The sequence below is a fragment of the Rhodococcus sp. ARC_M12 genome (assembly GCF_022810385.1).
In the GTDB taxonomy this organism is placed as follows: domain Bacteria; phylum Actinomycetota; class Actinomycetes; order Mycobacteriales; family Mycobacteriaceae; genus Rhodococcoides; species Rhodococcoides navarretei.
Genome location: NZ_JALGQI010000014.1, coordinates 101169 through 113567 on the forward strand (window position 1 = coordinate 101169; position 12399 = coordinate 113567).

The 12399-nt window shown below is 64.4% G+C and carries 12 protein-coding genes; 8 read left to right on the forward strand and 4 right to left on the reverse strand.

Annotated features, from left to right (window positions below):
• The first annotated feature begins 4 nt into the window (after nt 1–4).
• From MTX35_RS18095 to MTX35_RS18130, 8 genes are all read left to right on the forward strand, one after another.
• The gene (locus MTX35_RS18095; protein WP_308198141.1) at nt 5–1207 is read left to right on the forward strand and encodes an acyl-CoA dehydrogenase family protein; all 1203 of its coding nucleotides are present in this window, start codon (nt 5–7) and stop codon (nt 1205–1207) included.
• Complete coding sequence (locus tag MTX35_RS18100) at nt 1204–1962, forward strand: SDR family NAD(P)-dependent oxidoreductase (RefSeq protein WP_243596298.1); 759 nt, start codon at nt 1204–1206, stop codon at nt 1960–1962. Before MTX35_RS18095 ends, MTX35_RS18100 begins: the two co-directional genes overlap by 4 nt.
• Before the next feature lie 43 nt (nt 1963–2005).
• Nucleotides 2006–2764 (forward strand): SDR family NAD(P)-dependent oxidoreductase, encoded by a 759-nt coding sequence (locus tag MTX35_RS18105; RefSeq protein ID WP_243596299.1) that lies wholly within the window; start codon nt 2006–2008, stop codon nt 2762–2764.
• Nucleotides 2749–3840 carry an NAD(P)-dependent alcohol dehydrogenase gene (locus MTX35_RS18110; RefSeq protein ID WP_243596300.1) on the forward strand — a complete coding sequence of 364 codons (1092 nt, stop codon included), beginning with the start codon at nt 2749–2751 and terminating at the stop codon, nt 3838–3840. The genes MTX35_RS18105 and MTX35_RS18110 overlap by 16 nt, the downstream gene beginning before the upstream one ends.
• Nucleotides 3837–5354: a class I adenylate-forming enzyme family protein gene (locus MTX35_RS18115; RefSeq protein WP_243596301.1), complete on the forward strand. Its 1518-nt coding sequence runs from the start codon at nt 3837–3839 to the stop codon at nt 5352–5354. Before MTX35_RS18110 ends, MTX35_RS18115 begins: the two co-directional genes overlap by 4 nt.
• Before the next feature lie 42 nt (nt 5355–5396).
• Nucleotides 5397–6020 carry a TetR family transcriptional regulator gene (locus tag MTX35_RS18120; protein WP_243596302.1) on the forward strand — a complete coding sequence of 208 codons (624 nt, stop codon included), beginning with the start codon at nt 5397–5399 and terminating at the stop codon, nt 6018–6020.
• A 70-nt stretch (nt 6021–6090) separates the two neighbouring features.
• Complete coding sequence (locus MTX35_RS18125) at nt 6091–6426, forward strand: EthD family reductase (RefSeq protein WP_243596303.1); 336 nt, start codon at nt 6091–6093, stop codon at nt 6424–6426.
• On the forward strand, nt 6423–7439 hold the full coding sequence (locus MTX35_RS18130; RefSeq protein WP_243596304.1) for an MBL fold metallo-hydrolase: 1017 nt from the start codon (nt 6423–6425) through the stop codon (nt 7437–7439). Before MTX35_RS18125 ends, MTX35_RS18130 begins: the two co-directional genes overlap by 4 nt.
• Before the next feature lie 31 nt (nt 7440–7470).
• Here the strand turns inward: MTX35_RS18130 and MTX35_RS18135 are convergent, their stop codons facing one another.
• From MTX35_RS18135 to MTX35_RS18150, 4 genes are all read right to left on the reverse strand, one after another.
• Nucleotides 7471–8235 (reverse strand): SDR family NAD(P)-dependent oxidoreductase, encoded by a 765-nt coding sequence (locus MTX35_RS18135; protein WP_243596305.1) that lies wholly within the window; start codon nt 8233–8235, stop codon nt 7471–7473.
• A complete protein-coding gene (locus MTX35_RS18140; RefSeq protein WP_243596306.1) occupies nt 8232–9956 on the reverse strand; it encodes an iron ABC transporter permease in 1725 nt (574 codons plus the stop codon). The genes MTX35_RS18135 and MTX35_RS18140 overlap by 4 nt, the downstream gene beginning before the upstream one ends.
• On the reverse strand, nt 9956–11116 hold the full coding sequence (locus MTX35_RS18145; RefSeq protein ID WP_243596307.1) for an ABC transporter ATP-binding protein: 1161 nt from the start codon (nt 11114–11116) through the stop codon (nt 9956–9958). Before MTX35_RS18145 ends, MTX35_RS18140 begins: the two co-directional genes overlap by 1 nt.
• A 91-nt stretch (nt 11117–11207) precedes the next feature.
• Nucleotides 11208–12248 (reverse strand): extracellular solute-binding protein, encoded by a 1041-nt coding sequence (locus tag MTX35_RS18150; protein WP_374230328.1) that lies wholly within the window; start codon nt 12246–12248, stop codon nt 11208–11210.
• Between the last annotated feature and the right edge of the window lie 151 nt (nt 12249–12399).

Consider the following 12399-nt stretch of genomic DNA (forward strand, 5'->3'; position numbering starts at 1 on the left):
GGAAGTGGACTTTTCCTACTCACAGCGGACGGCCGAATTGTCGGCCACGCTCGAGACATTCATGAACGATCACGTCTATCCGGCCGAGAGTGTCTACGACGCTCAGATCGCCGCGAACGACAATCCGCACGAGCAACCGCAGATCATGCGGGATCTGCAGGCACGCGCTCGTGATCTGGGGCTGTGGAATCTGTTCATGACCCACGACGACCTCGGTGCGGGACTGACCAATCTCGAATACGCGCCGCTCGCCGAGATCGTGGGCCGTTCCATCATCGGGAACGAGGCGATCAACTGCTCGGCACCCGATACCGGCAACATGGAAATTCTGGCCATGTACGGCACGGAGGAGCAGAAGGAGCAGTGGCTGAAGCCGTTGTTGGACTGCTCCATTCGCTCTGCGTTCGCCATGACCGAACCCGATGTCGCCAGCTCGGACGCCACCAACATCACCTCGACCATCACTCGCGACGGGGACGAGTACGTCGTCAACGGCCGAAAGTGGTACACCTCCGGCGTTCTCGATCCCGACTGCAAGCTCATGATCTTCATGGGGAAGTCGGATCCGGACAGTTCCACCTACCGCCGGCAGAGCATGATTCTGGTTCCCGCCGACGCTCCCGGCGTAGAGGTGGTGCGCGACCTGCCCATGTTCGGGTTCCAGGATCGCTTGGGGCACGGCGAAGTTCAGTTCACCGACGTGCGCGTGCCCGCTGCCAACATGCTGGGAGAGGAGGGCGACGGATTCGCCATCGCACAGGGCCGACTCGGCCCCGGCCGCATGCACTACGCCATGCGGGCGATCGGCATGGCCGAGCGCGCTCTGGAGATGATGTGTCGGCGCTCGCTCGTTCGGCAGGCGTTCGGCGGACCGTTGTCCGATCAAGGTGTGGTGCGTGAGTGGATTGCACGCAGCCGTCTGGAGATCGACCAGATCCGGTTGTTGGTATTGAAGTCGGCATGGTTGATGGATACCGCCGGAAATGCCTCGGCTCGTTCGGAAGTGGCCGCGATCAAGGTGGCGGCGATGGAAGTTGCCCACAAGGTCGTCGACCGAGCGGTGCAGACCTACGGCGCTGCTGGAGTCAGCAACGACACCATTCTCGCTCGGCTGTATGCCATCACCCGAGCTCTGCAGATTGCCGACGGCCCCAACGAGGTCCATCTGCGGACCATCGCCCGATTAGAGGTGAAGAGGTACTCATGAGCACACCGAAATTGAGCGGCAAGGTCGCCTTGGTGACAGGAGCGAGCCGTGGCCTCGGTCTGGCGATCGCGCGCGGACTGAAGGACGCGGGCGCGACGGTCATCGTGTCGAGCCGCAAACTCGACGCCTGCGAGAGTGCAGTCGCGAGCCTGGGTGACTCGGGCCCGGGCAGCGCACATCCGTACGCGCTGCACGTCGGGCACTGGGACAGCATCGAACCGGCCGTCGACGACATCATCACGCGATTCGGTGGCCTGGACATCGTCGTCAACAACGCCGGGATCGCACCGTTGGCCGAGAACCTCGTGTCGGTCACCGAAGGACTGTGGGACAAAACGATCGAGGTCAATCTCAAGGGACCGTTCCGACTGATGGCCGTGGCAGGGGACCGGATGGTCTCTGCGGGCGGTGGATCCATCATCAACATCTCGAGTATCGGAGCCGAGCGGCCCAGCCCGCCCGAGGCGATGTATGCAGCGGCGAAGAACGGGCTCAACGCGCTGACCCGGGCGTTTGCCCAGGAGTACGCACCCACCGTGCGCGTGAACTGTGTGATGCCGGGCGGTTTCGCCACCGACATGTCCGAGAACTGGGACGAGGAGTTCATCGGCAAGATCGTCGATCGGCTCCCGGCCGGAAGGTTGGGGCGGCCCGAGGAGATCGCCGGATTGATCACTCACCTGGCTTCCGACGAAGCCGGATACACCACAGGCGCAATCATTCCGGTCGACGGCGGCCGAACCTCCGTCTACTGACCGATCATTCGATCTGTCCGACAATCAGTTTGGAAGTGGACACATGACCCAGGACATGTTCTCGCTGACCGATCGCGTCGCTGTGGTCACCGGTGCTTCGTCGGGGCTCGGCCTCGGTTTCGCCCGGGCTCTCGCAGGGGCCGGCGCAACCGTGTACGCCGCCGCGCGACGGCTCGACCGCCTCGAAGCGTTGTCGGCCGAGATCCCGGCCATCGTGCCCGTTCGATGCGATGTCACCGACGACGGAGACCGAAGGGCTCTCGTCGACCGTTGCTTCGACGAATCCGGCCGGCTCGATGTCTTGATCAACAATGCCGGAAAGCCCGGTCCGCCCAACGCCGAGGACGAGACGGTGGACGGTTTCCAGTCCATCCTCGACGTCAACCTCGTCGCCGGTTTCCATCTGGCCACCTACGCGGTGAGCAAGATTCCGAGCGGTGTCGCGGCCTCGATCATCAACATCTCCTCGGTGATCGGCCTGGTGTCCACGGCTCCCATCGGGGGTGCAAGTTATGCGGCGTCGAAGGCAGGCACGCTCGGCCTCACCCGTGAACTCGCCGGTCAGTGGGGTCGCCGAGGCATTCGCGTCAACGCCGTCGTACCGGGGTGGTTCGATACGGAGATGACCGATGGCCTGTTCACCAACGACAAGTCCGCGGGGTGGGTGCGTCGGAACACCATGCTGGGACGCGGCGGCGTCGACGGTGAGATCGACGGTGCCGTGCTGTTTCTGGCCTCGGACGCCAGCTCCTACATGACGGGTCAGACCCTGGTGGTCGACGGCGGATGGACGGCTCGCTGATGTTGGCCGTGCAGGTCCGCGAGTGGGGGAGCGCACCGGAGTTCCGGGAGGTGCCGGACCCGGTGCCGACCGGGCACGAATTCTTGATCCAGGTGGACGCAGCCGGACTGTGCGGATCCGATCTGCACGTGATGAATTCCAGCGCAGAGACTTTCGACTACGACCTGCCGCTGACGCTGGGGCACGAAGTGGCCGGAACGGTCGTCTCCGCGGGACCGACGGCAGACCCTTCCTGGATCGGTCGCGCCGTGGTGGTACACGGAATCTGGAGCTGCGGAACGTGCCCGAACTGTCTGCGGGGCCGAGAGAACTACTGTCGTAGCCTCGCTCGGCGTCCCGACGGTCGGCTGGCCCCCATCGGAAACGGTCTGGGGTACCCGGGCGGCATCGCAGAGCTGATGTTGGTGCCGTCCGAGCGTGTACTGGTTCCGATCGGTGATCTCGATCCTCTCGGTGCCGCGCCTCTGGCGGACGCGGCACTGACCGCCTATCACGCCATTCGTACCAACTCCGCCGTGATCGACGACCGAAGCAACGCGGTCGTGATCGGAGTCGGCGGTCTCGGCCACCTTGCCCTGCAGATCCTGCGCACCATGGGCGTACCGCACATCATCGCCATCGACTCCAAGGCCGATGCCGCTGCCCTGGCCGAGTCCTCGGGAGCACACGAGTTCTACGACAGCGTTTCCGCTGCGGCGCAACGGGTCGCATCACTGGACGGTGCGGATCTCGTCCTCGACTTCGTCGGCGCGCAGACCACGACCGCGCCGGCGGCCGACTTGCTTCGTTCAGGTGGGTCACTCGTGGTGGTAGGAAGTGCCGGCGGCCGACTGACAGCCGGGAAGGACGTCGGCCTGGCCGCGGGATGGACAGTGGATGCACCGTTCTGGGGCACTCGCGCCGATCTGGAAGCTGTTGTCGCACTTGCGCAGGACGGTCAGTTGCATGCTGAGATCACCACTTTCCCGTTCACCGAGGCGATCTCGGCCTACGACCGGTTGCGGGATGGATCCGTCACCGGCCGTGCAGTTCTCGACATGAGTGCATCACGTACCAGGAAAGAGTCACACCAGTGAAACGGCTTGCCCGCGAAATGGTCATCCGCGCCGAACAGACCCCCGATGCCGTCGCAGTCGTCGACGAGGACGGCAGTCACACGATCGAGACCGTGGTCGAGGCCGCGACATCCCTTGCCGACGCGTTCGGCGGGATCGATCCGAGCCCGCCGACCGTCGTGATTCAGGCGGACAACACCTGGGGCACCGTCGCGGCTGCCCTCGCAGTCGGTCTCGCCGGCGGTGTGGTTGCGGTGGTCAGCCCGCACGCAACAGAGTCCGAGTTCGCGCTGGCACTGGAGGACATCCGACCGGACATCGTCGTCGGAACGTCCGAGACCCTGCGTCATTGGGGTGTGCCCGACGAGCAATTTCCGGTGGACAAGCCCGCCTTCGGCCCCTACCGCGTGCGGGCATCGAATGCACCGTTCGCCTCCGTCGCCCGATGGAACGGAGGCGATGCGATTGCGATGACCTCGGGTTCGACCGGCCGGCCCAAGTGCGTGGTGCAATCCGAGGACGCGATCAGGTATGCGTCTCGATCCACCATCGATGCCGTCGGCCTCCGCCCGGGCGAGGCGATCGGTGCCTTCGTGCCGTTGTCGTCGGTCGCCGCCTTCTGCTTCGGCATGTACCTGCCTGCACTGCTCGGAGGCCCGATGGTCGCCATCGGGAAGTGGTCCCCGGACGCGGCTCTGCGGGCAGCGCAGGAACACCGGATTGCCTGGACGATGCTGGTACCGACCATGGCGCTTCAGCTTTCGGTCGCCCCGGACTCCGAGGCCGCACTGGATACGATGCGCGCAATGACGGTCGGCGGTGGACCGATGAACGAGCGCGCCCTCGCCAAGGCCGAACAGTGGCTGCACACCACATTTCTCCGGGTATTCGGAATGTCCGAGTGCCTGGGCCACACGACACCTGCCCTCGACGACCCGGTGTCGATCCGCCTCGGACGCGACGGTCGGCCGTTTCCCGGCACCACCGTGCGAGCCGTGGACTCGGATGGGCGTCCGCTCCCTTCGGACGATATCGGTGCCGCCCAGGTCAAGGGCCCGTCACTGTTCGTCGGGTACGCCCGCGCCGGGACTCCGGTCCCGCCCGAGCTGACGCCCGACGGTTTTCTTCCGACCGGTGATCTGGTGGAGGTCGCGTCGGACGGCTCGATTCGCGTCATGGGTCGGCAGAAACAGATCATCATTCGCGGTGGCCGCAACATCGACATCAACGAGGTCGAGTCGGCGATTGCCTCGCTGCAGTCCGTCGTGCAGGTCTGTGTCGTAGCGGTACCGGACGACCTGCTGGGGGAGCGCGCAGCAGCGCTCGTGGTCACCGGTGGTGAGGAGCTCGAACTCGAGGACGTCACCGCGCAGTTGGCCAAGGACGACTTTCCCAAGTCGAAGTGGCCGGAATTCGTCTTCACCGTCGCCGACCTGCCGCAGAATCGCGTCGGAAAACTGTCCCGGCCCGATGCGACGGCACTGGCTCGACAGCTTGCTGCCGCAACTGACTCGAATTCACATCGAAAAATGTAAACTCCGACCGAGGCTGGATTCGTTCTATCAGTAGGGGCAATCATGACCGTAGGAACCGACGTTCGGCGCGAGAGCCCGCGGTCCAAGCGAACGCGGATTCTGTCGGCGGCTATCGACCACTTCGGCAAAGTGGGATACGAGCACACCAAGTGGGCGTCCATCGCCGACGAGGTCGGCATCGGTCAGACTGCGCTGTACCACTACTTCGAGTCCAAAGCGCATTGTCTGCTGACGATCATGCGCATCGAACTCGCGGACTCTGCCGCCCGGTTCGTGGCGGCCACCGACGGCGTGACGCACGCCGAGGATGCACTGCGCGCGGCGATCGCCGCGTCGTTGGCTGCGTCTCCTCAGGACGCCTTGGCGCGTCGCATTCTGCACAACCACATGGATCTTCTGGCGACCGAACGTCAGTCGGCGAAGGAAGAGGCCGAACGAGTAGAGTGCCGCGCACTCGTTCAACGGATCGAGCAGGATTGGACCGCCCTGGTCGGTCGGGGAATCGATGCGGGCCAGTTCGCCGAGTCGAATCCGACGATGTCCGCGCGGCTGGTACTCGCCCTGGTGGTCAGCGTATGGCGGTGGTATCGCCCCGACGGGCGTCTGACGATCGACGACATCACCACGCTGGTCACCGACGCCGCCATCCGAGTGGTCCGCAAGTAGCACCCGAGAGCGGTGTCTGCCGCGGACCCGTACGACCACTCGAACTGAACAGAATTCACTTAGGAGAGCTATGTACAACCTGGTACTCATCGCCGCCCGACCGGAAGAGTGGACTCACGAGCAGTTCATCACCTGGTGGCGCGGTGAACATGCCGACGTCACGTACCCCCTGCCCGGATTGCTCCGCTGGCAGCACACCGAACTGGTCGAAGCGTTCGGTAGCAAATCCCAAGGGTGGGACGGATTATCGGTGCTCAGCTTCGAGTCACGCGACGCACTCGAGGCCGCACTGGCCAGTGACGAGTGGAAAGCCGCCGTCGCCCATGTCGGGACCATGGGTGGGCGACGGATGATGTGGTACGGCGACGAGAAGACGATGGTGCCCCTCGCGAGCGACGCGGGATGACGTCGTCGTGGGCCGAACCGGGCTGTTTTCCAGTAGCAGACGGCGTTCATCGCGTTCCTCTGCAGATGCCGCAGGACGGCCTGCGGGCGATCAATGTCTATGTGCTGGAGACTCATACGGGGCTGGTGCTGATCGACGGCGGTTGGCACCGGGCCTCCACCCACGACGAGCTGGTCGACGCCTTGTCTCGTATCGGACGTCGGCCGTCCGAGATTCACGATGTGTACGTCACCCACGTGCATCGTGATCACTACACGTTCGCGGTCGAGCTGCGTCGTCGATACGGAACCCGGGTGCATCTCGGTGCCGCAGAGGCGCCGGGCATCGAAGCGATCGGGCGACTGCGCAGCAACGTGCCGGTCAGCTCGATCCGCGAGCTCGAGCGAGCGGGAGCGTTCGAGATCGCTCGTACCGCGTCGGAGAGCGGGAAGGCCGAACCCTTCGAGGCCTCGGACTGGGAGCTACCGGACACGTGGTTGCAGCCCGGACCCCTCGACATTCCCGGCCATGCGGTTGTCGCCGCCCACACACCCGGGCATACCAAGGGCCACATGGTCTTTCATGACGCTGACCGAAACGTCTGCTACACCGGAGACCACGTCCTGCCGACGATCACTCCGTCGATCGGGTTCGAGCTCGGTGAGTGGGATCTCCCGCTGGCCAAGTACCTGACCTCTCTGACCGCGATGCTCGACGAACAGGACCGGACGATGTTGCCGTCGCACGGCCATCCGGGAGCCGGCGTGCACGAGCGTTGCCTGCAGCTGCTCGGACACCATGACCGCCGCCTCGCGGCTACCGCTGGCGTTGTCGAATCTGCCGGTCGTGCAACCGGATTGGACGTAGCGGCCGCTCTGACGTGGACGCGACACGAGCGATCCTTCGCAACCCTGGACAGCTTCAACCAGATGGTGGCGACCTGCGAGACGCTGGCGCACCTGGACGTTCTTGTCCAGCGCGGCAGGCTGTCGGCGCAGACCTCCAACGGGGTGGACTCCTTTACATCCTGCTGAAGCATCTTCGCCGACAGCCCTGCCGGATCGGTCAGTCGCAGGTCCATCCGCCGTCGACGTACAGTTCGGTCCCGGTGACGAACGTGGAGTCGTCTCCGGCCAGAAAGGCAACGGCAGCAGCCACTTCGGCCCCGGTTCCCAGTCGCCCCATCGGGGTGTGCGCGATCATGGCGCTGTGCCGTTCGGATCCCTCGTAGCGTTCGAGCAGCTGTGCGGTACCGATGAAGCCGGGATGGATGGAGTTGACGCGAACACCTTTGGTGGCCCAGTGCAGGGCCGCGTTCTTGGTCATGGTGCGGACAGCGCCTTTGGCCGCAGCGTAGGCAAAGCTGTTGCCGAGGCCGCCGACGCTGCCGAGGATGGAGCAGATGTTGACGATGGAGCCTCCGCCCGATCGCTCGACGTACGCACCCGCGTGCTTCATTCCGAGCCACGTCCCGGTCTGGCTGACTTCGACGACTCGGTTGTACCGGTCGAGATCCTCGTCGACCACCGTTCCGAGACTGCCGATGGCACCGTTGTTGACCACCGCGTCCAGCCGGCCGTACTGCGCGGCCACAGCCTCGACTGCGCTGTGCCACTGGTCCTCTCGGGTGATGTCCAAGCCGAGCGGTAGATGCCGTTCGGGCCCGTCCTGTGCGGCTACGAGTGCGCCGCACGCGGCACCGTCGACATCGGTCACCACGAGCACAGCGCCTTCCGAGGCCAGACGTTCGACGATCGCGGCGCCGATCCCTCCGGTTGCCCCGGTGACCAGAACGACCTTGTCCTGGAGCCGGGACCGCACGCCCGTCACAGCTTACTGAGCACGTTGCGGCCGCCGACGAGCATCGCCGCGGCGACACCGATCGTGGTGACGGCAGTCATCAGCAGTGCCATCGCAGCCACGAGCGGATAGGAGCCGTTCTGCCACATGTCGAACAGCAGTGTGCCCATCACCTGGGTGGTCGACGCTCGCACGAGAAGTGACGCGGCGAACTCGTGGGTCAGCAGAATGAACATGAGTGCGACGGCACTGAGAATCGTCGGACGCATCAGCGGCAACATGATTCGGATGTTGGTGACGAACGGCGACGCACCACTGGTGGCCGACGCCTCGGTGTACGTGTTGCCGAGCGACAGCATGGCCGTCATCTGCATCCTGGTCGAGAACGGCAGCATCAGCACGATGTACACGAGAATGATCACCGTTCTGGTTCCGTAGAGGATCAGGGGCGGCTCGGTGTACGTGAGCAGGAATCCGACGCCGAATATCACGGCCGGGATGCCCAGTGGCAGTGCGGTCATGAGGTCCGCGATCAGCGCGAGAATTCTGAACCGACGACCGCGGACGAGAAGGTTTGCCATCAGGTACCCGAGCGGAATACAGATCGCGACTGCGCCCAGTGAGGTCAGCACACTGGTCAGGACCGACTCCACCACCGCCGTCGTGTCCATCAGTGCCCGAAAGTTGTCCAGCGTCAACAGACTCAGCGACAACGATCCCGACCAGTACGGTGTCAACGAGACGATGATCAGACCGACCAGCGGGATGACCAAGGCGAAGAGTGCGAACACGACGATGGTGACCGTGGCCCACGTGGCTTTACCGGTGGAGGGAGCGAATGCCTTGCCGCCGTGCGTCACGAAGCGAGTCTGGTTGCCCAGCAACGCCTTCTGGGCCAGCACCAGCACGAGTCCGAAGATCACCAGCGGAGAGCCGGCGGCTGCAGCCGCGGCGAAGTCCGACGGGGACTCCGACACCCGGCGGTACATCTCGGTCGTCAGCACCTTGACGCCGGTGTTCGCACCCAGCAGAAGGGGACCGGTGAACTGGCCGAGTCCGAGGAGCAGCGCGATTCCGCCGCCGTAGATGAGGGACGGTCGAAGCAGTGGGAGGACGATCTTGAAAAAGATTCCCACCGTGGACGAACCGCTGACCTGTGCCGCTTCGAGGTGCTCGGAGCTGATGTTCTGCATGCCGGAGCTGACGAACAGGTATACGAACGACGTCAGACCGAAGCCGGTGAGCACGATGATCCACGGGACGGTGTACACGTCGATCGGTCCACTGTCCGATCCACTCCACCACGGCAACAGTCGCAGGACCACGTTGAGATAACCGGGCCCGGGAGACAGCAGGAACGCCCACCCGACCACGCTCGCCACCGCCGGCATCACGATCGGCAGGATGGGAATGACGCGAAGCCAACCCAGTTTTGCGGGGAGCCTGCTCGCAGCGAAGGCCAGCAACGTTCCCAGCACCATCGCGATGACCAAGGAACCCAGCGCCAATGCCACGGTGGTTCGAAGAGTGACGCCGATGTCGAAGCGGCCGTACTGGCTTCGGTATCCGGCAGCGCCGTCCTCGAAGGCCAGCATCTGCAGTTTCACCATGGGAAGCACGACCAGATAGGCCAGGATGGCGAGGACCGCGACGTAGCCGATTCGCGCGCGCCAGGTCGGCGAAACAGTCAACGATCGCTTACCGGGCGCCTCGGCAGACGCGGGACGTTCGGTGTCGACGGCGGTTGCCATCACGAGGTCTTTCCAGCGGAACCGACGAGCTCGGAGCTCATCGCGGAGGACGCGTCGGGAAGCGCGTACACCCGCAGGCACGACGGCGCGAAGCTGACGACAACGGGCTGCCCGGGTTTGCTACGCCGCAGTGCTGCACTGTGTTCGGCGGCCACGGCGCGCAGTGTCAACTGCTCGTCGCCGGTCTTGACTGCCACGTCGAAGTACCGACCGCCGTACTCGTACGTCACGAGTTCTGCGTGCAGGGCAATATTTCCGGGCGGCACCTGGTCGGTGTTGTCGTGCAACAGCACATCGTCGGGTCGGAACCTGGCCACAGCACTGGTGCCTTCGTCTGCGCGCTCGCGGACTGTCGCAGTCTGCAAATCGATGACGTCCGAGCCGCTCGTGACCCAGCCGTCGTGGCCGCGCCGAAGTTCGAGTCGATTGCCCATCCCGATGAACGCGGCGACGTATTCCGATGCCGGGTTCTCGAAGACGTGCTCGGGCTCGTCGTACTGCTCTATCTTTCCGGCCTTCATGATCGCGAGACGGTCACCGAGCGCGAAGGCTTCGGACTGGTCGTGAGTGACGAACACAGCGGTGAAACCGAGCTGTTGGTGTAGCTGGTGGATCTGAGACCGAACCTGGTCGCGCAGGCGTGCATCGAGGTTGCTCAGCGGCTCGTCGAACAGCACCAGATCGGGTTGGGCCACCAGCCCTCGTGCCACCGCGACACGTTGCTGCTGGCCGCCGCTGAGCTGCGATGGGTACCGGTCGAGCAGAGCGCCGCAGTCGACCATGTTCGCGGCTGTCTCGACAGCGCCGTCGGCAATCGCCTTCTTCAGTTTGCGCACTGTCAACGGGTACCGGATGTTCTCGGCGACCGTCATGTGGGGCCACAGCGCATACGACTGGAACACCATGCCGATGTTCCGCTTGTGTGCCGGCACATGGAGTTTCGACGACGCATCGAACACCGTCCGGCCCGCGAACGAAATGGAGCCGCCCTGGGGTGTCTCCAGTCCGGCGAGGCACCGCAGCGTCGTGGTCTTGCCGCAACCGCTCGGACCGAGCAGGACCAGAAATTCGCCCTGCTCGATCTCGAGGTCGAGGCTGTCCACGACGACGTTCGTACCGTACTTCTTCGTCAGTCCGGAGACCGCGAATCGAGAGGTCATTGCGTACTCACTTTCGGAGTATCGGTGTGCGTGGCTGTCACAGTGCATGTCGTGGTCCGTGCGCCGAGGCGACGTCGGGATCCGGGGAGGTTCAGCCCTGGAACAGGGTCTGCCATTCCTGTGAGTATTGCTCGACCTTTTCGGGCGTCAGTTCGGCGATGTCCGGTGATGCGATGTCCTGAGCTCGCGCGACCGCACCCTCGATATCGGGAAGGACGGCTGCATATCCGCCGTTCAACGCCTGCTGTCCCTCGGCCGTCACCATGAAATTCGCGAGTGCCTGCGCCGCGTTGGGATGCTGCGAAGCGCTGAGAACCTCTGTGTACCAGGGTGTTCCCCACGGACTGTCCGGCAACGCCCAGTCGACCGGTGCGCCTGCGGCGACCTCGGTGACGAGAGGCTGAACCATGGGACTGACCGTCACTTCACCCGAGGTCAGGGCTTGCGCTACTGCGAGTGCGCTGGGGTACACCCGCGGCGCGAGTTCGGCGATCTGGTTCCAGTAATCCTCACCGAAAGTCTTGGAGTAGTACTTGTACAGATCGACGTACGACGCGAACCCGGTGGGATTGACGATGCCGATCTTGCCCTGGAACTTCGGATCGATCAGGTCTTCCGGTGCGCTGACGCCGTCCGGCACCGCTGCAGTATTCCACCCGAGTCCGAACACCGCTGCGCTGGAGAGGAAGAACCGGTCGTTGATGACGCTGTCCGCCGGATCGAAAGCGGGCGCGTCCAGGTCGGGGCCGATGAGGTCGGTGGAGAATTGGCCGGATTCGGCGGCGTTCTCGATCCAGGCGGCGTCGGTGGTCATATGAACGTCGGCAATGCCGGTCCCCGTGCGGTTCTCCGTTTCGACCCTGGGGTTGATTTCGGAGTCGGTGCCGCGGACGTACTCCATGTCGATCTCTGGGTACGTCGCCTCGAACGCTGCTGTCAGCGCGTCGAGGTTGGCCGGCTTCTGGCTGGAGTAGAGCATCACGCTGCCCTCCTCCTTCGCGGCAGCGATCACGGCATCCCAATCGCCCTCGACCGGAGCGGACGCGGAGGAAGACGACCCCCCGCACGCGGTGAGGCCTACCAGTGCTGCCGTCGCTGCCACGGCAACCATCGTCGTCCTGAACTTGTTCATGCCTGCGTTCCTTTCGGGCACGTCGATCACTTCCCGCGGACTCGGCGAGTCATCGTAAGACGTGGATTCGGTCGACATCCGATCGCAGACTCGAACCGAGTGCGCGAAGCACCTGCAACGGTCGGCCAAACTGAACTGATGTCAGTTTGAA